The sequence below is a fragment of the Cognatundibacterium rivi genome, assembly GCF_018139565.1.
GTDB classification, from domain to species: domain Bacteria; phylum Pseudomonadota; class Gammaproteobacteria; order Burkholderiales; family Burkholderiaceae_D; genus Undibacterium; species Undibacterium rivi.
This window is the reverse complement of sequence record NZ_JAGSPK010000001.1, coordinates 606,607-625,485: the sequence shown is the minus strand read 5'-3', so window position 1 is coordinate 625,485 and position 18,879 is coordinate 606,607. Positions and strand designations below refer to the sequence as shown.

The 18,879-nt window shown below is 52.0% G+C and carries 17 protein-coding genes and 1 riboswitch; of the genes, 9 read left to right on the top strand and 8 right to left on the bottom strand.

The annotated features are described in order from the left end of the window. The first annotated feature begins 14 nt into the window (after positions 1–14). From KDM87_RS02835 to KDM87_RS02825, 3 genes are read left to right on the top strand one after another with little or no spacing between them, the layout of a single operon-like run. A complete protein-coding gene (locus KDM87_RS02835) occupies positions 15–1,766 on the top strand; it encodes an ABC transporter ATP-binding protein (protein WP_212677648.1) in 1,752 nt (583 codons plus the stop codon). A 1-nt stretch (position 1,767) separates the two neighbouring features. Then, on the top strand, positions 1,768–3,528 hold the full coding sequence (locus KDM87_RS02830) for an ABC transporter ATP-binding protein (protein ID WP_230407549.1): 1,761 nt from the start codon (positions 1,768–1,770) through the stop codon (positions 3,526–3,528). A 6-nt stretch (positions 3,529–3,534) separates the two neighbouring features. Next, a complete protein-coding gene (locus KDM87_RS02825) occupies positions 3,535–5,769 on the top strand; it encodes a penicillin-binding protein 1A (RefSeq protein WP_212677647.1) in 2,235 nt (744 codons plus the stop codon). Positions 5,770–5,920: 151 nt separating this feature from the next. Here the strand turns inward: KDM87_RS02825 and metC are convergent, their stop codons facing one another. After that, the gene (metC, locus tag KDM87_RS02820) at positions 5,921–7,126 is read right to left on the bottom strand and encodes a cystathionine beta-lyase (protein ID WP_212677646.1); all 1,206 of its coding nucleotides are present in this window, start codon (positions 7,124–7,126) and stop codon (positions 5,921–5,923) included. A 154-nt stretch (positions 7,127–7,280) separates the two neighbouring features. Between metC and KDM87_RS02815 the strand changes: the two genes are divergently transcribed. Further along, the gene (locus tag KDM87_RS02815) at positions 7,281–7,763 is read left to right on the top strand and encodes an Lrp/AsnC family transcriptional regulator (protein WP_212677645.1); all 483 of its coding nucleotides are present in this window, start codon (positions 7,281–7,283) and stop codon (positions 7,761–7,763) included. On the opposite strand, the gene KDM87_RS02810 is transcribed toward KDM87_RS02815, so the two are convergent. From KDM87_RS02810 to KDM87_RS02780, 7 genes are all read right to left on the bottom strand, one after another. Further along, positions 7,764–8,546 (bottom strand): oxygen-binding di-iron domain-containing protein, encoded by a 783-nt coding sequence (locus KDM87_RS02810; protein ID WP_230407548.1) that lies wholly within the window; start codon positions 8,544–8,546, stop codon positions 7,764–7,766. It lies immediately after the preceding gene. 232 nt (positions 8,547–8,778) lie between these two features. Then, a complete protein-coding gene (metF, locus tag KDM87_RS02805; protein ID WP_186884689.1) occupies positions 8,779–9,606 on the bottom strand; it encodes a methylenetetrahydrofolate reductase [NAD(P)H] in 828 nt (275 codons plus the stop codon). Beyond that, positions 9,603–9,947, bottom strand: coding sequence for a phage holin family protein (locus KDM87_RS02800; RefSeq protein WP_186884688.1), 345 nt, complete (start codon positions 9,945–9,947; stop codon positions 9,603–9,605). Before KDM87_RS02800 ends, metF begins: the two co-directional genes overlap by 4 nt. 67 nt (positions 9,948–10,014) lie before the next feature. After that, on the bottom strand, positions 10,015–11,442 hold the full coding sequence (gene ahcY, locus KDM87_RS02795; RefSeq protein ID WP_212677644.1) for an adenosylhomocysteinase: 1,428 nt from the start codon (positions 11,440–11,442) through the stop codon (positions 10,015–10,017). A gap of 26 nt (positions 11,443–11,468) precedes the next feature. Next, a riboswitch (S-adenosyl-L-homocysteine riboswitch) is annotated at positions 11,469–11,542 on the bottom strand. A 388-nt stretch (positions 11,543–11,930) separates the two neighbouring features. Further along, positions 11,931–12,455: a GNAT family N-acetyltransferase gene (locus KDM87_RS02790; RefSeq protein ID WP_212677643.1), complete on the bottom strand. Its 525-nt coding sequence runs from the start codon at positions 12,453–12,455 to the stop codon at positions 11,931–11,933. Positions 12,456–12,620: 165 nt separating this feature from the next. Then, positions 12,621–13,163 carry an adenine phosphoribosyltransferase gene (locus KDM87_RS02785; protein ID WP_186884685.1) on the bottom strand — a complete coding sequence of 181 codons (543 nt, stop codon included), beginning with the start codon at positions 13,161–13,163 and terminating at the stop codon, positions 12,621–12,623. A 33-nt stretch (positions 13,164–13,196) separates the two neighbouring features. Beyond that, complete coding sequence (locus KDM87_RS02780) at positions 13,197–15,179, bottom strand: monovalent cation:proton antiporter family protein (RefSeq protein ID WP_408058677.1); 1,983 nt, start codon at positions 15,177–15,179, stop codon at positions 13,197–13,199. 124 nt (positions 15,180–15,303) lie between these two features. Between KDM87_RS02780 and KDM87_RS02775 the strand changes: the two genes are divergently transcribed. From KDM87_RS02775 to lptB, 5 genes are read left to right on the top strand one after another with little or no spacing between them, the layout of a single operon-like run. Beyond that, complete coding sequence (locus KDM87_RS02775; RefSeq protein WP_186896314.1) at positions 15,304–16,344, top strand: KpsF/GutQ family sugar-phosphate isomerase; 1,041 nt, start codon at positions 15,304–15,306, stop codon at positions 16,342–16,344. After that, positions 16,344–16,868, top strand: a complete 525-nt coding sequence (locus KDM87_RS02770; RefSeq protein WP_186896313.1) for a KdsC family phosphatase — start codon at positions 16,344–16,346, stop codon at positions 16,866–16,868. The genes KDM87_RS02775 and KDM87_RS02770 overlap by 1 nt, the downstream gene beginning before the upstream one ends. Further along, positions 16,865–17,485 carry an LPS export ABC transporter periplasmic protein LptC gene (gene lptC / locus KDM87_RS02765; RefSeq protein ID WP_186884681.1) on the top strand — a complete coding sequence of 207 codons (621 nt, stop codon included), beginning with the start codon at positions 16,865–16,867 and terminating at the stop codon, positions 17,483–17,485. The genes KDM87_RS02770 and lptC overlap by 4 nt, the downstream gene beginning before the upstream one ends. A 58-nt stretch (positions 17,486–17,543) precedes the next feature. Beyond that, positions 17,544–18,119 (top strand): lipopolysaccharide transport periplasmic protein LptA, encoded by a 576-nt coding sequence (lptA, locus tag KDM87_RS02760; protein ID WP_186884680.1) that lies wholly within the window; start codon positions 17,544–17,546, stop codon positions 18,117–18,119. A 1-nt stretch (position 18,120) separates the two neighbouring features. After that, entirely contained in the window at positions 18,121–18,873 is a 753-nt protein-coding gene (gene lptB, locus KDM87_RS02755) for an LPS export ABC transporter ATP-binding protein (protein ID WP_186884679.1), read from the top strand. The last annotated feature ends 6 nt before the right edge of the window (positions 18,874–18,879 follow it).

Genomic DNA, 18,879 nt, shown 5'->3' with positions numbered 1-18,879 from the left:
ACTTCAGAATTTGCATGACACTGTTCCAACTACTGAAAACATTTATCCGCCGTCATTGGCAACGCTATTGTGCAGCAGCCAGTATGCTGTTCGCCGTCGCCCTGATGACCGTATTAATACCGCGTCGCGTTGGCGCCGTGATTGATGGACTGGTGAGCGGGCAACTCGACCAACACGGCATGCTGATCGAGCTGGGCTGGCTACTGTTGATGGGCATCGCCATTTATTTTTTGCGTGTCGGCTGGCGCATGCAGCTGTTCACAGCCTCGTATCAGCTTGGCGTCGAACTCCGTACCCGTTTATATCAGCGCCTGAGTTTGCAGGGACAGAATTTTTTTCAGCAACAACGTACTGGCGACTTGATGGCACTCGGCACCAATGATGCCGATGCGATAGAACTTGCAGCCGGTGAAGCCGCATTGGCAGGTTTTGATGGCTCGATGACATTCGCCCTCGTCATCGGCATGATGTTACTTGGCGTGGACTGGCGTCTTGCGGTGGCGGCATTATTGCCATTTCCCCTGATGGCGTGGGCGTTCCGGCATATCACCCATCAGGTACATGAAGCCTCGCGCGATTCGCTGGAACGCTTCAGTAAACTCAACGATCAGGTACAGGAAACCCTCGCCGGTGTGCGTACTCTGCGCGCTTTAGGTCTGGAACAACGCAGTGCTGCACAGTTTGCCGAACTCGCTGAAAACGCAGCCAGCGCCAGCCTGTCGGCGCAAAGCTGGGAAGCCGCTTATGAGCCTGCGGTCGGTATCACGCTGACGGCAGCCGGCGCACTGACACTAGCGGTCGGTGGGTATCTGGTGTGGCACGGAGAAATGACTATAGGCGCACTCACCAGCTTTACTATGTATCTGGGACAACTGATCTGGCCCATGTTCGCTGCGGGCTGGGTATTATCGTTAATGGAGCGCGGCAAAGCGGCTTGGGGCCGACTGGAACCGGTCTTGTCACAAGAACTGTCGATTCAGGACAAAGGCACGCTGAACAGCCTGCCATCTGGCACGATACGTTTCGACCACATCAGTTTTGCGTATCCCGGCCAAAGCAGAAATGCGCTGACCGATATTTCGGTGTCCATCGCTCCCGGAAAAACGCTGGGTATCGTCGGGCCAACCGGCGCAGGGAAATCCAGCATCATTAAATTATTGTTGCGGCAAATAGAAACTGCGCATGGGCAGGTATGGTGGGGCGACCATGCGATCGCAGAATATCCTTTACACAGCTTACGAACAGCCATCAACTGGGTAGCACAAGAACCTTTTTTATTTTCGGCATCGGTCGCAGACAATATTGCGCTGTCGAATCCTGACGCCAGTCGTGAGCAGGTAATCCGTGCCGCGACTTTAGCTGCAGTACATGATGACATTCTGCGCTTTCCGCAAGGCTACGATACCCCCGTCGGTGAGCGTGGTGTCACACTGTCCGGCGGCCAGCGCCAGCGCGTCGCAATTGCCCGTGCACTGCTGACATCCAGTCCGCTGTTGATCCTGGATGATGCGCTTTCTGCCGTCGATACGGATACCGAAACCCGCATCCTGCAACATCTTGCTGAATTACGTCAAAAGCAAAACGAACGCAGTGCAATCATCATCAGTCACCGCCTCAGTGCGGTGGTCGACGCTGATCACATTCTTGTTTTGCGGGATGGAAAAATCACAGAACAAGGAACGCATCAACAACTGCTGGACGCCAATCAATGGTACGCATCGCAATGGCGCTATCAGCAACTGGAGGCAAGCTTACATGCCGCGTGATATGAGTACGACAGAAAATACCACTCCGAAATCTGAAAAAAAATTAGCCGTACAGTTATTGGTGCAAGCGGCCCAGCCGGAAAAAAACCATGTCGTCTGGGGCATATTTTTCTTATTGATTGCCGCCGGATTGGAAGCACTCGGCCCTTTAATCGGTAAAGCGTTTATCGACCGCTATCTGCTGCCGCGCATGATGGACTGGCCTGCGGTGATCGCCTTGCTGATCGCATATGTACTGACGGGCTGGGGTGCAACCTGGTTACGCTACATGCAGTTGACCCGGCTTGCAGGCGTTGCAATGCGCTCAGTGCGGCGCTTACGCGAACAGGTGTATGGACATGTCCTTCGTTTGCCTATGGCCTTCTTCGATAAAGCGATTACCGGTCAGCTCGTCAGCCGCGTCACCAACGATACCGAGTCAGTCAAAAATCTGTATGTGCAGGTATTGTTTGTGATGCTGGACAGCTCCATCGTCGTACTCGGCGCACTGGTGGCAATGGCTTGGCTGGACTGGCGATTGATGCTGATCGTCATCACCTTAATTCCGGCTGTAGTGATTATTGTCTGGTTTTATCAGCGCTGGAGCGCCCCCGCCGTCAGCCGTGCGCGGCAGTTACGCAGCGACATCAACGCGCAGGTTGCAGAGAGCATCAGTGGCATGAGCGCACTGCAGGCCAGCAATGCCGAACAACGTTTCGGCCAGCGCTTTGCCAACACTAACCAATTGCATTACGTCGCCCGTCTTGATGAACTGCGCGCAAACGCGTGGTTGCTGCGACCAGCACTGGATTTACTCAATTCCGTGCTGCTGGTGGTTGTGATTTACAGCTTTGGGCAACGCAGTTTTTCGGGTGTCGAAGTCGGGATTCTGTATGCGTTTGTCAGCTATATCGCCCGTGTTGTTGATCCGCTGATTCAGATTACACTGCAATTCGGGCAAATTCAGCAAGCCGTCGTCTCAGCTGCGCGGGTCAACACCTTGTTACACGAACAGCAGACCGCGAATACCAGTACCGATGCACAAATGCTGTCAGGCGACGTGAACATCGAGCATCTGAGCTTTGCATACAACGCCGGACATCCGGTATTGCAGGACGTGAATTTACACGTTCCGGCCGGCAGTTTTTTTGGTGTGGTCGGTCATACCGGCAGCGGAAAATCGACGCTGATGAGCTTGCTGCTGCGCTTCTATTCAGCGCAATCCGGCAGCATCAGGATCGATGGGCATGACATTGCCGCATTCTCAGATGAGCATTTCCGTGCCAGCGTCGGCCTCGTACCGCAAGAACCCTTTTTGCTTGCCGCCAGCGCGCGTGAAAATATCGCGATGGGGCGCAGCATCAGCGAGGCGGACATCATCACCGCAGCGAAAGCAGCACACGTACATGAGTTTATTCTGCAACTGGAACATGGCTATGACACGCCACTGGGCGAAGGTGGCGCCAGATTATCCACAGGGCAAAAACAACTGATTGCGATTGCCCGCGCACTGGCGGGTCAGCCACGCATCCTATTCCTGGATGAGGCGACTTCCCATATTGATAGCGAAACCGAACAGATCGTGCAAATTGCGCTGAATGAATTACGCGGCAAAGTCACGATCATCGCCATTGCGCATCGTCTCTCCACCATCAGAGATGCAGACAGCATCATCGTTCTGAATCACGGCAAAATCGCTGAGCAAGGTCAGCATCAGGAATTAATGCAGATAGATCAGGGCATTTATCAAAAACTGTATCTGCTGCAAACTTTAGAGGATTAAACCGACATGAAATGGATTGCTGCCATCGTGGCATCTCTGGGCATCATTGCTGCGGGCGTTCTGGCCTACGTGTTTCTGGTACTTGCGCCCAACCTGCCGCCACTCGACGCGGTGACCGATTACCGTCCAAAGATACCGCTGCGTATCTATACTGCCGATAACGCGCTGATCGGTGAGTTCGGTGAAGAACACCGCGAATTTGTACCCATCAAAGAGATTCCCGAAAAACTGAAAACGGCACTGCTCTCTACCGAGGATGCGCGCTTTTACGAACATAGCGGTATCGACTTTATCGGTGCTGGTCGTGCGGTTCTGGCTGATCTGCGCGGTGGATTTCATCAGGGTGCGTCGACCATCACGATGCAGGTCGCCAGAAATTTTTTCCTGTCGCAGGAAAAAACCGTGAATCGCAAACTCAAAGAATTACTACTGACTACCCGCATCGAAGCCGCGCTCAGTAAAGATCAGATTCTGGAGCTGTACATGAATCAGATTTATCTGGGGCAGCGCACCCACGGCTTCGCTGGCGCAGCGCGGACTTACTTCAATAAATCACTGAATGAACTGAGTCTGGCAGAAGCAGCAATGCTGGTCGGGATACCGAAAAATCCGGTCCGGCATAATCCTGTCAGCAACTTTCAAAAGGCCAAACAAAGGCAGGAAGTTGTGCTCAAACTTATGCTCAATCGTGGCGTGATCACCGAAGCGCAATACGATCAGGCTTTACACGAAAGAATCACCGTCACCGGCAAACATATTTATGACACTCATGCCGACTATGTCGCCGAGATGGTGCGCCAGAAAATCGTCGATGAATACAAAGAACAAGCCTACACCAGTGGCATCAAAGTCTATACCACGCTGCTGAAAGCAGATCAGGAAGCTGCTTATGAAGCAGTACGCAATAACGTCATGGCGTATGACCAGCGCCACGGCTATCGCGGTCCCGAAGCCTTTATCCAACTGCCCGCGGACGAAGATGAACGTGACGATGCGATTGATGAGGTGCTGCGCAAACATCCTTCCAGCGATAAATTGCAAGCCGCAGTCGTGACCGAAGTCAGCAGCAAAGTCATCAAGGCGGAACTGGCCAACGGTGACACCGCGGTGGTTGATGGCGACGGCTTAAAATTTGCGGAGAACGCCTTGCAAGCGAAAGCGAAATCCAGTCTGAAAATCGTTCCGGGCGCGGTAATCCGCGTAATACAAGATGCCAAGAAACGCTGGAGCATCAGCCAGTTGCCTGAAGTCGAAGGCGCCTACGTTGCCCTGAATGCGGAAACCGGTGCTTATCGTGCGCTGGTTGGTGGTTTCGATTTCAACCGTAAAAAATTCAATCATGTCACCAGTGCCTGGCGTCAGCCTGGTTCCAGCATCAAGCCATTCATTTATTCGGCGGCGCTGGAAAAAGGCTTTTCTCCGGCTACGCTGATCAATGATGTGCAACTCTCCGCCACAACCGGCACCTTGCTGCGCTGGGACCCACGCAATGACGATGGCAAATATGATGGCCCCATCAGCATGCGTACGGCGCTGGCACAATCGAAAAACGTGGTCTCTGTACGCATACTGAAATCCATCGGGGTCGATACTGCGCATAACTGGTTGCCGCGTTTTGGCTTTAATAAAGAAAAGCATCCGGACGATCTGACCATGGCGCTCGGCACTGGTGCTGTCACACCAGTACAACTGGCAGCCGGATATGCCGTATTTGCGAATGGTGGTTATCAGATCACGCCTTGGCTGATCAGCAAGGTCGTTGACGCCAAAGGCAAGGTGCTGAGTGAAAATAAAGCACCTGCGATTGCGCAGGAAGATGCCCGTGTGATTGATGGCAGGAATGCCTTTGTGATGCATAGCCTGTTAAGTGAAGTCACCCGCAGCGGTACCGGTGCCTCAGCCAGCGCGCGCTTAGGACGCCATGATCTGGCCGGTAAAACAGGGACGACCAGCGATGCCGTTGATGGCTGGTTTGCTGGCTACGCAGCGAATGTCGTCGCGGTTGCCTGGATGGGCTACGACGATCCTAAATCGCTGGGTGGCAGAGAGTTTGGTGCTACCCTGGCTTTGCCGATCTGGATAGACAGTATGCGTGCGAGTCTTGCCGGTAAAGCGGAGAGCCAGAGAAGCGCACCGGACGGTGTCAGCAATGCCGAAGGTGACTGGATGTACGTGGAATTTCTGAATGGTGCCGGCGTAAAAACACTGGATATGGATGAGGCCGCCAGCCCGCCACCATAAAAAAAACCCGCAGAAAAAACTGCGGGTGAATATCCTGACCTTTGGAGGTAAAGCAGTAGGATGGCGGCATTTTAAACAGAGTGAATGACACGTTGATGACAATGCTGAGCAGAGTCATTAACAGAATCCAGGCATTCACAACGTTAAGAATTCATGCAGCTCTGGCGATAGCAACTGGTTCTCTTAATGCAGAAAATCCGGCATCAAGATCGCTGATTAAATCTTCCACTGCTTCAAGGCCGATATGCAAACGTATCATCGGCGCACTCCATTTTTCCGCATTAATCGTCCGGTATCCGGCCGGACGGGTCGGCAAAATAAGGCTCTCGTATCCGCCCCAGCTAAAACCTATACCAAACAACTGCGTACGGTCGATCAATGCCGCGACCTGTGCTTCAGTTACATTCGAGTGAAACACCGCGCCCATCAATCCACATGCGTATTCGGCACGAAAATCACGCTTCCACAAGGCATGCCCTGCTGCACCATCCAGCGGTGGATATAAAACCTCGGCCACTTCAGGCTGCGCCTGTAACCACTTAGCTACGACCTGCGCACTTTCGCGATGCACTGCCAGACGTGCCGCCATCGTACGCAGGCCACGCAATGCCAGCGCAGCATCATCGCCACCGATAGACATACCCAATTGCTTATACGTATTACGAATCTGCAGATGCAGCGCTTCATTTGTCAAAATCGCTCCCATCAATGCGTCAGAGTGACCAACAATATACTTGGTCGCCGCATGTAGTGAAACATCCACTCCCAGCGCAAAGGAATCCCAGCCTATCGGTGTAGCCCATGTGCTGTCGGAAACCACCACCGCCCCGGCAGCATGGGCGGCAGCGGCAATCGCCGGAATATCCTGCACCTCAAATGTCAGCGAACCCGGTGACTCAACAAAAACCACTTTGGTGGTCGGCTGCATCAAGCCCGCAATTCCTGCGCCAATCAGCGGGTCGTAATACGTTGTGTGAACGCCGATCTGCTTCAGCAAACCATCGCAGAACTGGCGTGTGGGATCGTAAGCAGTATCGACCATCAGCAGATGGTCGCCCGGCTTCAGCAAAGCCAGTAAGGTCGTTGTAATCGCCGACAAACCCGACGACGTCAGCATGCAGGCAGCAGCACCCTCGGCGGCGCACAATGCCTGTTCCAGCGCCAGCGTGGTTTCGGTTGCATGGCGCGCATACGAGCGACGGGTGCCATTGGCCTCCTGCAAAGCCGCACAATCGGGAAACAACATCGTCGATGCACGAATCACGGGCGGGTTGACGGGGCCATGATGCTCTTTTCCTTTGCGTCCGGCATGGGTCAGGCGTGTTGCCGTTTGCAATTCAGGTGAGTGTTGCTGCATGACGTTCTCCAGAAGCAGAATTTTCAGGTATCGCATTCAGGTGACTGTAGGCGATGGTATAACCGTCATCGTAACAATCATAGCGCGAAAATTTTTACTCATTTGTTCATGCGCATATGCTATTTTTAGAAAAAATTACTAACAAATAGAAATTATGGACAAAAAAGATCTTGAAATACTGCATTTCTTGCAGAAAGATGCCTCGATTGCTCTGGCAGACCTGGCTCAGGCAGTGCATCTTTCCGTCACGCCTTGCTGGCGGCGGGTGCAGAAACTGCAGGAGGATGGCGTCATCCGCGCTCAGGTTGTTTTATGCGATCCGGGCAAACTGAATCTCGGTTTAACCGTGATGGTGGCGCTGAAAGCGGCGCAGCATAACGAGAAATGGATGCAGAAGTTTATTGCAGGCGTCAAAGACATCAGCGAAATCGTTGAGATCCTGCGCATGAGCGGCGACATCGACTATTTACTGAAGGTCCACGTGCCGGATATGGCAGGTTTTGATCTGGTCTACAAGAAACTGGTTAAAGTCGCTGACTTACAGGATGTCAGCTCCAGTTTTGTGATGGAAGTGATTAAGAGTACTACCGCATTGCCTCTCGACTATGCGGTAGTGAAAACACCAAAAGCGGGCTGATCAGCCACGGAAGCGGTAATTTTCCTGCGTGAACAGGTCGATACCGCACTGCAGGTTTTCTATCCAGTCGAGGAATGCATGTATCGCTTCTTTACCGACAAAATAACGACCATGTTGCGGCACCATCATCTCGATATCCATTTGTCGCACCATGTTGGCCCACAGACGACAAACCTTGTTTGACACCATATAGCGCTTATGGAAACCACTCATGGTGTGCAGCTCTTCAAGGAAATCCGCTTTGGTTCTCATCGGCTTCACAATATCGTTCGCATCCACCATCGACGCGCCCATATCACCGGAAAACAGGATTTTTGATTTCGAGTCGTAAAACTGAAAGTTGCCTTCCGCATGCAGAAAATGCGCAGGTATTGCGTGGATCGTGGTGTCACGCATAGGCACGGGCATGCCTTCATCCGGAATACCGATAATACGGCCATCAGCACGGTTCAGGTTACAGAAATGCGGCACAAAACGTGACCAGAGTTTAGACACGTACAGATTACATTCGGTACTGAAAAGCCACTTGTCGAGTGAACCGATAATGTCAGGATCCTGATGCGAGGCAAACATATACTTCAACTGCTGCTTCGGTACGTATTTGTGCATCGCCAGTACCAGCGAGTTGTATGTCAGATGGCCGGACGGATCAATCAAAGCGCCTTCGCCATCGGAAACGACAAGGAACTGGTTGGCCTGAACGGCATGATCCCCGGCGTCTTTCACCAGATCGTTAAACATCACGCAGATGTGTTTGCCGTCATTGTAAAGTTCAATAGCCAATTTTGCTCCCGGTGGCAAGGTTATTTAAATATGAAAAATTAAATATAACGAATTATTGTAGTGCAGAAAAAGACCTGTATTCTTGACTTGAATCAAAATAAATATTTTCTTACAGACAAGAATTTGTGCTTAAAAACGGAGAATGAGTTCAGGCGACACAAACTGTTTATTTTTCACAAGCAAAAAAAAGCGTGCTGACATTAGCATCAGCACGCTTAAAAAAAATGAACAATCAGACCAGACGTTGCCAGATGGCCGTTGTTGCCGCAGCCTGATTCAATGAATAGAAATGCAACCCGGGCGCGCCGCCCGCCAACAAACGTTCGCACATGGATGACACCACGTCGAGTCCGAAGGCTTTAATCGACGCTGTGTCGTCACCAAAACTCGCCAGCTTCAAGCGTACCCAGCGTGGGATCTCGGCACCGCACATTTCAGAGAAACGCAACAACTGGCTGCTGTTGGTAATCGGCATAATGCCAGCCACGATAGGTGCGGTCACACCGGCCTTCTGTGCTTCATCCACAAAGCGGAAATAAGCGTCCGCATTGTAAAAATATTGCGTGATGGCGGCATTGGCTCCGGCATTCATCTTACGGACAAAATTTTGTAAATCGTCCTGCGGTGAACGCGCCTGCGGATGCATTTCCGGATAAGCCGCCACTTCGATATGAAACCAGTTACCGGTTTCGGCACGGATAAATTCGACCAGATCGCTGGCGTGGCGGAATTCGCCCCCCATACCATAGCCGCTCGGCAAATCACCACGCAACGCCACCAACCGTCGTATATCGTTGGCCTGATATTGCTGCAGAATGTCGCGTATTGATTCACGGCTGCCGCCGACACAAGACAAATGCGGCGCGGCATCATAGCCTTCTTTGCGAATGTCCAGAACGGTATCCAGCGTACCTTGCTGCGTCGTGCCACCGGCACCAAATGTCACGGAAAAATATTTAGGCTGCAACTCAGCCAGTTTTGCTCTGGTTGCACGTAATTTCTCAGTGCCTTCCGCCGTCTTTGGCGGGAAAAATTCTATGCTGAAATTATGCGTCTTCATCGTTGTTGAAAGAGTAAAGTCGACAGTGTCCAGGAAATCACGCTGTACAACAAAGCACCGCCGACTGCTGCCCAGAATCCTGCGACATGAAAGCCATCAACCACGTTCGCCACAGCCCAGAACAACAAGCCGTTGATGACAAAAATAAACAAGCCCATCGTCAGCATCGTTACCGGCAAGGTCAGCACCAGCAACACCGGCCGCAGGATGGTATTCACCAAGCCCAGCACCAGCGCCACCAGCAGGGCTGTGCCGAAACTATCAATGGCAACAGAGTGCATCAGATAAGGAATGGCGAGCAAAGCAAGCGCATTGACCAACCAGATAGCAAGCAGACGCATACGGACTCCTTTTTAATGGTCAAGAAAAACTCCCCGCTGGCAAAGCCAGGCGGGGAGTCAGTCGTGATTAATAACGGTAGTGTTCAGGCTTGTAAGGGCCTTCTTTTTTCACACCGATATAGGCAGCTTGTTCATCGGTCAGTTCACTCAGTTGCGCATTGAGTTTTTTCAATTGCAGACGGGCGACTTTTTCATCCAGATGCTTAGGCAAGGTGTACACACCAACCGGGTATTGATCGTTGTTCAGGAACAGTTCAATTTGCGCAATCGTCTGATTCGCAAACGAAGAACTCATCACATACGAAGGATGGCCGGTACCGCAACCCAGATTCACCAGGCGACCTTCTGCCAGCAAAATGATACGTTTGCCGTCAGGGAAAATCACATGATCCACTTGCGGTTTGATGTTATCCCAGGTGTATTGCTTGAGCGAAGCGACATCAATTTCATTGTCGAAGTGACCGATGTTGCAAACGATCGCCTGATCTTTCATCTTCAGCATGTGCGCATGATTGATGACGTGGTAATTACCCGTTGTCGTTACGAAAATATCGCCATGTTCTGCGGCGTATTCCATCGTCACGACGCGGAAGCCTTCCATCGCTGCCTGCAATGCGCAGATAGGATCAATCTCCGTTACCCAGACCTGTGCCGACAATGCACGCATCGCTTGTGCGCAACCTTTGCCGACGTCACCATAACCGACGATCACTGCAACTTTACCGGCGATCATCACGTCAGTCGCACGTTTGATACCGTCCACCAGCGATTCGCGGCAGCCATACAGATTATCGAACTTGGATTTCGTTACGGAATCATTGACGTTGATTGCAGGGAAAGCGAGTTTGCCTTCTTTATGCATCTGGTACAGACGATGCACGCCTGTCGTCGTTTCTTCGGTCACGCCTTTGATCGCGGCCAGACGTTTGGAATACCAGTCTGGTTCTGTTTTCAGATGCGATTTGATCGCATTGAACAGGCAGATTTCTTCTTCAGAGCCAGGATTAGCCAGCACAGAAATATCTTTCTCTGCACGGGTACCAAGATGCAGCAGCAAAGTCGCGTCGCCGCCATCGTCCAGAATCATGTTGGAAAAACCACCGTCAGTCCATTCAAAAATCCGGTGTGTGAATTCCCAGTATTCATCGAGGTTTTCGCCTTTGAATGCAAAGACCGGCGTGCCGCCCGCAGCGATCGCTGCCGCTGCGTGATCTTGTGTCGAGTAAATATTGCAGGATGCCCAGCGCACCTGCGCGCCGAGCGCGATCAGAGTTTCGATCAGAACGGCAGTCTGAATTGTCATGTGCAGCGAACCGGTGATGCGTGCGCCTTTCAACGGCTGGCTGGCGGCGAATTCTTCGCGGATCGCCATCAGGCCCGGCATTTCTGTTTCAGCGATCTGGATTTCTTTACGACCCCAGTCAGCAAGACTGATATCGGCAATGAGAAAATCCTGGGATGTATTTGATGGTGCGGAAGTTACAGTGGCGTTCATCACGCCCTCCTTTCTGATTGAAAAAAGTAACGTGAGCGCAGTTGTGTGGATTCCAAGCCTGGCAAGATAGCAAGATCTTGTCGCAGCGCTCCTTGGAAGACCTGAAGTATAACGCAGAAGCCTGTTTTTTGGCGATGTAAAAACTTCAGAACAATACCTGTGCTCGCGCATCTTGCCCGGATAAAACTGTTTAGTGGACGAAACCCGGTAACGAAAAATCAGCCACTCATACCTGTTTTCCCAGTGCCAGCCGATACCATTTTATGCCGGAAAATTTCTGTCAAAATCTGATTTTTACGGGAGTATATTCAAAAACCACGCTATTCTCTCAATAAAACCAAGGGGGTTTTTACATACTCCCCCCAGTATATTTTGACGTCAAAATGCTCGCTGAGAGAAAAAGCACGTCAGCATACGTGGCGCAACGCACAACAACGCTGCGTTGGCGTCGGCGTCGGCAAAAAAACCGTTGCACACGCTTTTTACGTTTACCCGCGTAACAATTGTTTATACATAATGCTAGTGCTGTCGAGCGCTCCCGCATCGGACATGGCGTAAGCGGGAATGGTCCCCGCCAGCTGAAAACCCAGCGACAAATACAAAGGTTCTGCGGCATCGCCGGTTCGGGTATCGAGCACGATCAGACTGCGTTGTTCCTCGCGGCAAACACCTTCCGCCCACTGCATTAAGCTGCGCGCAATACCGCGCCGTCGCGCATCCGGTGTCACCATCAGTTTGGCGATTTCCGCCCGATGCTGCCCGTTTTGCGGCATATCCAGCACAAGCTGCACGGTACCCAGCACCCGACCATCGTCATCAAGCGCCAGCGCCATGCGACGTTCGCCAGCCTGTAAGGACTGATGGACATCAGCCCAGAAAGCCGCCGCTTTTTCAGCAGTGAGCGGCGCGATAAAACCGATGCTGGCACCGGCAGCAACACATTGCTGCAACAGCAGATTCAACTGCGCCGCATACGTCGGCAGCGTAACACCCTGCACTTCTAAAACACGCATACTTTATCCTCACAATTTCGGCATAAAAAAAGCTGATCGCAATCAGCGTATCAGCTTTTTTCAGGGTCAGAAGAACCAGTCTGTTCTTCTTTTCATGCATTTTTTAACGCGGTCATCACGTCATCAATTCAGCACTGCGTTCAGCAGCGAATCAATTTGTCGGCATTAATGTCCGTCGAAATTACACACGGTAAACAGCGGCAGGCCACTTTCTTTAATCAGCTTCGAGCCGCCCAGTTCAGGCAGATCAACGATCACCGCGCCTTCGACTACGATCGCACCGAGACGCTCCAGCAATTTTTTACCTGCCATCATGGTGCCGCCAGTCGCGATCAGATCGTCGATCAGCACCACGCGCTCACCTTTTTTGCAGGCATCAGCGTGCAGCTCAACGGTTGCGCTGCCGTATTCCAGCTCATATTCTTCCGACACAGTGTGAAACGGCAATTTACCTTTTTTACGAATCGGTACGAAACCCAGATTCAATTCATACGCCAGCACCGAACCGATGATGAAGCCGCGCGCATCCAGACCGGCGATCACATCAATCTTCTGATCCATGTAGCGATGCACAAACATGTCGATTAAAACGCGAAACACCTTAGGATTTTGCAACAAAGGGGTGATGTCGCGGAACATCACGCCTTCTTGCGGCCAGTTTGGCACGGTGCGGATATGTTCTTTAATGTACTCGGATGGATTTATCATCGCCGGATGACCTTCAATTTTTAAAATAACCCGCTATTTTAGCAGCCGCTGCTCTGCTCTTGCGACTGCTTCTGATGTTCCGCGCACGACAATCACATCGCCTGCCTGCAAAATCATTGCTTCGGCGTGCTCTATACGCTGCCGACCACGACGCACCACATGCACATCCGCCCCCGTTTCCGTCAGGTGCATCTCTTGCAGCGACTTTCCTGCTGCCGTCGCGCGCTCGTTCAGGACTATCGTATGCAAACGGATCTGCATCGCTTCCGGGCTATCGGACGCATCACTGGCGCCACGGAAAAACCCCCGCAACGATTCATAACGCTCATCGCGCGCCGCCTGCACCCGATGCACAACACGGCGCAGCGGCACGCCGAGTATCACCAGCGCATGCGATGCCAGCATCAGACTGCCTTCCATTAGTTCAGGTACCACCTCGGTGGCACCGGCGGCTCTGAGTTTATCCAAATCAGTGTCATCATGGCTGCGTACGATCACCGGCAAGGAAGGATTAAGCTCATTCACGAAGTGCAGAATTTTTAATGCCGAGGCCGTGCTGGTATACGTGACGACCAATGCGGCCGCGCGATTGATGCCAGCTGCCGTCAGGCTCTCACGGCGCGCCGCATCGCCATACGAAACATTTGCGCCCGCCATCTGCGCTTCCTGCACACGATCCGGATCCAGATCCAGCGCGTGATAGCTGATGCCTTCTTCCTCCAATAAACGCGCCAGACTTTGCCCGCTACGTCCGAAACCCGCGATAATCACGTGCTTTTTCGCATTCATCGTACGGGCTGCAATCTGTGTCAACGCTAAAGATTGCATCATCCATTCGTTGGCGGAAAACTTCATCACGATCGCATCCGATTTCGCCAGAATAAACGGCGATACCAGCATAGATAACACCATGGCCGCCAGTATTACCTGCAACAATTGCGCTGGTATCAGATGCAGATCACCGGCCTGGTTTAATAAAACAAAACCAAACTCACCCGCCTGCGCCAGCGCCAGCCCGGTGCGTAAAGAAATACTGGTCGAGTTGCCGAACAATTTTGCCAGACCGGCAATCAGCAGAAGCTTGACAACCATCGGCAAGATAAATAGCAACAACACTAACCACAGATGCTCCACTACCAGTCGCCAATTCAGCAGCATGCCAACAGTGATAAAAAACAGCCCCAGCAACACGTCGCGGAAAGGCTTGATATCCTCCTCCACCTGCAAGCGGTATTCGGTCTCTGAAATCAGCATACCCGCCACAAATGCCCCCAGTGCCATTGAGAGGCCAGCTTTGTCAGTCAGCCATGCCGCCCCCAGCGTAATCAGCAGAAGATTGAGCATGAATAACTCTTGCGAACGCTGTTTCACCACGACACGAAACCAGGCGCGTATCACTTTTTGTCCGACGACCAGCAATAAAATCAAGACCAGAATTGCCTTCGCGCTGGCCCAGGCGAGGTTTTGCAGCAGATCAGAAGAATGTGAAGCCAGCGCTGGAATCAGGATCAGCAGCGGCACCACCGCCAGATCCTGAAACAACAAGATGCTGATAATCTGCCGCCCATGCAGGCTTTCTAACTCCAGCCGTTCGGTCAGCATTTTGGAGACAATGGCCGTCGACGACATTGCCAGCGCACCACCCAGCGCAAAAGCGGCTTCCCAGCCGATCTGAAAATACTGCGGCAACCAGATACTTGCTAAGCGTGCCGCCACCAGACTGACCGCGATCGTCACGAATACCTGTGCCATCCCTAAGCCAAATACCGCCTTGCGCATCGTCATCAGCTTGGGTAAAGAGAATTCCAGCCCGATGGAAAACATCAGGAACACCACGCCAAACTCGGCAAGTTCGTGCGTGACTGCGCCGTCATCGGCAAACCCGAGGCCAAACGGACCGATCAGCACGCCGACCACGAGATAACCCAGAATCGGCGGCAATTGCCACAGACGAAAAACAACAACCCCGAGAACCGCGGCAGCTAACAGAGACAGAGTAGTATCAAGGGCGTTCATAAAGGACATTATTGCCGATTTATGCCTATGCTTCCGTCATATATCGTTAACAATATCGACTGAATATGCATTTCGTTACGTCTGGCAGAGTTTTTGCTTATAGGATTTCGTTTATACTTCAGGCATGAATGATCTGAACGCAACCCCATTTAACGAGACGACTGCAGACGATGCGTCCTCGATCGCCGCGCAACGCGCGGTGCAACTGGCATCCACGACCCTGCAAATCGAAGCAGACGCGCTGATTGCCTTACAAAACAGGCTTAATTCTGAAGACGCTGCGAGTTTTGCCGTTGCAGTAAAGATGCTGCTTTCATGCAACGGTCGTGTGGTCGTTTCCGGCATCGGTAAATCCGGCCATATCGCCCGCAAGATTTCAGCCACCTTCGCCTCCACCGGCACACCGTCGTTTTTTATCCACCCGGCAGAAGCGGCGCACGGTGATCTGGGCATGGTGACCAAACATGATGTGTTCATCGCGATTTCCTATTCTGGTGAGGCGGCGGAATTAATCTCTATTTTGCCTATCATCAAGCGCCTTGGCGTCAAACTGATTTCACTGACAGGCAATCCGCAATCGAGTCTGGCGAAACTGGCCGATGTACATCTGAATCTGCACGTCGATAAAGAAGCCTGCCCGCTGAATCTGGCGCCGACAGCAAGCACCACGGTGACGCTCGCTTTAGGCGATGCGCTGGCCGTCGCAGTATTGGATGCGCGCGGCTTTCGCGAAGAAGATTTCGCACGTTCCCACCCGGGTGGCGCGCTGGGACGCCGTTTGCTGACCTATGTCAAAGATGTGATGCGCACCGGTGACGCGGTGCCATGTGTAACACCCGAAACCCGGCTGACCACGGCATTGCTGGAAATAACCAAAAAAGGCATGGCGATGACGGCAGTCATTGATGCCGAACGAAAAATTATCGGCGTTTTCACCGATGGTGATTTACGCCGCCTGATGGAAGATGTGCGCGATTTCACGCAAATTCAGATTGCTGACGTGATGCACAAAAATCCACGCAGCATACGCGCCGATCAATTGGCTGTCGAAGCCGTCGACATCATGGAAACTTATCGCATCAACCAATTGCTGGTGACGGATGAGCATGACAGATTAGTCGGCGCCCTGCATATTCACGATCTGACCCGCGCCAAGGTGATTTAATGTCCGACGCAAGCACAAGAGCCGCAAAAATCAGACTGATGATCTTTGATGTCGACGGCATTCTGACCGATGGCAGCCTACACTTCGGTGCAGACGGAGAAGCACTGAAAACATTCAATGTGCTCGATGGGCAAGGCATACGCCTGCTACAAAATGCAGGCATCGCCACCGCCATCATCAGCGCCCGGCAATCACCGATCGTTGCGCGGCGTGCCGCTGACCTCGGTATCACCCATGTACGTCAGGGCATCCATGATAAAAAGACGGCGTTTCTGCAGTTGTTGAATGAGCTCAGCATACCCGCAGACGAATGCGGCTTCATCGGTGACGACGTGATCGATCTGCCGGTTCTGACCCGCGTCGGTTTCGCGGCCAGCGTTCCAAACGGACACGCCGAAGTCCGCCAGCGCGTGCATCATGTGACGACCGCCAGCGGCGGCAAAGGCGCGGCGCGGGAAGTCTGCGACTTCATTTTACGTGCGCAAAACAAGTACGACAGCGTTCTGGCAGAATACCTCGCATGAAGGCACAAATCACTATCGACCGTGCACGCATCTGGATGGCGATCGCTGCTGTCGGCGTCGTTGCACTTGGCAGTTTCTGGCTGTATGACACGGTGCGTCGTCAGGGTGCTGATGACTACAACCGGGCATCGGCACGTCTGGAACCGGATTATTACGTAGAGAATTTCAATTTCATCAAACTCTCGAATAACGGTAAAGCGAATTATCATGTCACCGGAAAAAATCTGATTCATTTACCGCGCACAGATCAATACGACATCAAAGAGCCGCGCATCAGCAGTTTTGATGCGCAGCGCACACCGATTACGATCAATGCCGGACGCGCGGTTGTGGAACAGAAATCTGAGGTGCTGACACCCAAACGTACAGAAGACGTGGTGCATCTTTATGATCAGGTCACAGTCGAAAGACCGCAGGGCATCAATTCCAGTTTCATGCGGGTGGAAACTGAATATCTGCAATTACTGCCCGATGCCGACATCGTGAAGACCGATCAACGCATTAAGCTGATTACGGATAATGGCGAAACCCTTGCCACCGGCATGATGGCTAACAATACGAATCAGGAATTACGCCTGCTCAGTAAAGTACATGCGCGCCTGTCAAAACATAAATAAAGACATGCACAAAGATATTTATTCACTTCATCAACATCAACAAGTCAGAGAGTAAAACATGCGCCCCGAAAAAAAATCAGTTTATCTGGTACTGAACTCATGGACGTTAGCCCTTGTGACTTTGCTGTCAGCGTCCGGCGTTCATGCTGAAAAAGCAGACAGTCTCAAAGAAATGACGATAGAAGCAGATCAGTTTTTAAATAATGGTAAAACCAATGTCAGTACATTTTCAGGCGATGTCGTGGTAGTACGCGGTACGCTGAAAGTCAAAGCAGAAAAAGCCGTCGTGACAAAAAGTGCGGATGAATTCCAGCACGTGGTGCTGACTGCCAAACCCGGTGCCAAAATCAGTTTTCGCCAAAAACGCGATGGCGGTCCGGATCTGTGGGTCGAAGGCGAATCAGAAAAAGCCGAATACGATGAAAAAACTGAGTTTGTAAAATTTCTGTCAAAAGCGCAGATACGCTATCTTGATGGCAGCAAAGTCACTCAGCAGCAAGAAGGTGAATTCCTCTCTTACGACAGTAAAAACGATGTCTTTGTTGGCGTCAATTCCAGCTCAGGTCAGTCAGTTTCAGGTGGTGGTCGCATCAAAACCACGATACAACCAAGAACTGAAAAACAGGCAAATTAAGATGGCATCAAAAGACAGTACGCTGACCGTCAAAGGTCTGCAAAAACGCTATGGCGCGCGACAAGTGGTGCGTGATGTCTCTCTGTTGGTGAGAAGCGGTGAAGTCGTCGGCTTGTTAGGGCCGAACGGTGCAGGTAAAACCACCTCTTTTTACATGATCGTCGGACTCGTGCCTTCGGATTCCGGTGAAATCAATATCGACGATACGAACGTTTCTGATTTACCGATACATCAGCGCGCCGTACTCGGTCTGTCGTATCTGCCGCAGGAAGCGTCGGTGTTTCGCAAGTTGACGGTGGAAGAAAATATCCGCGCCGTGCTCGAACTGCAAAGGGACAAAGAAGGAAAATTTTTGTCTGAGAAAAAAATCCGGCAACGTCTGGATAGTTTACTGACTGATCTGCAGATAGAAAAAATCCGCGACAGTCAGGCGCTTGCTTTATCGGGCGGTGAACGACGCCGGGTTGAGATTGCGCGCGCACTCGCGACGAACCCGCGTTTTGTTCTGCTCGACGAACCTTTTGCCGGTGTTGATCCTATCGCCGTCATTGAGATTCAACGGATTGTCCGCTTCCTCAAAGAACGCGGCATCGGCGTGTTAATCACAGATCATAATGTGCGCGAGACACTGGGCATTTGCGACCACGCCTACATCATCAATCAAGGCTCGGTATTAGCCAGCGGCAAACCCGACGATATCATTCAGAATGAGTCCGTGCGACGCGTCTATCTCGGAGAACATTTCCGGATGTAACGGGAC

Coding starts and splice junctions, on each gene's coding strand:
- KDM87_RS02835 (WP_212677648.1), top strand. CDS start 15: ATGACACTGTTCCAACTACTGAAAACATTTATCCGCCGTCATTGGCAA.
- KDM87_RS02830 (WP_230407549.1), top strand. CDS start 1,768: ATGAGTACGACAGAAAATACCACTCCGAAATCTGAAAAAAAATTAGCC.
- KDM87_RS02825 (WP_212677647.1), top strand. CDS start 3,535: ATGAAATGGATTGCTGCCATCGTGGCATCTCTGGGCATCATTGCTGCG.
- metC (WP_212677646.1), bottom strand. CDS start 7,126: ATGCAGCAACACTCACCTGAATTGCAAACGGCAACACGCCTGACCCAT.
- KDM87_RS02815 (WP_212677645.1), top strand. CDS start 7,281: ATGGACAAAAAAGATCTTGAAATACTGCATTTCTTGCAGAAAGATGCC.
- metF (WP_186884689.1), bottom strand. CDS start 9,606: ATGAAGACGCATAATTTCAGCATAGAATTTTTCCCGCCAAAGACGGCG.
- KDM87_RS02800 (WP_186884688.1), bottom strand. CDS start 9,947: ATGCGTCTGCTTGCTATCTGGTTGGTCAATGCGCTTGCTTTGCTCGCC.
- ahcY (WP_212677644.1), bottom strand. CDS start 11,442: ATGAACGCCACTGTAACTTCCGCACCATCAAATACATCCCAGGATTTT.
- KDM87_RS02790 (WP_212677643.1), bottom strand. CDS start 12,455: ATGCGTGTTTTAGAAGTGCAGGGTGTTACGCTGCCGACGTATGCGGCG.
- KDM87_RS02785 (WP_186884685.1), bottom strand. CDS start 13,163: ATGATAAATCCATCCGAGTACATTAAAGAACATATCCGCACCGTGCCA.
- KDM87_RS02780 (WP_408058677.1), bottom strand. CDS start 15,179: ATGAACGCCCTTGATACTACTCTGTCTCTGTTAGCTGCCGCGGTTCTC.
- KDM87_RS02775 (WP_186896314.1), top strand. CDS start 15,304: ATGAATGATCTGAACGCAACCCCATTTAACGAGACGACTGCAGACGAT.
- KDM87_RS02770 (WP_186896313.1), top strand. CDS start 16,344: ATGTCCGACGCAAGCACAAGAGCCGCAAAAATCAGACTGATGATCTTT.
- lptC (WP_186884681.1), top strand. CDS start 16,865: ATGAAGGCACAAATCACTATCGACCGTGCACGCATCTGGATGGCGATC.
- lptA (WP_186884680.1), top strand. CDS start 17,544: ATGCGCCCCGAAAAAAAATCAGTTTATCTGGTACTGAACTCATGGACG.
- lptB (WP_186884679.1), top strand. CDS start 18,121: ATGGCATCAAAAGACAGTACGCTGACCGTCAAAGGTCTGCAAAAACGC.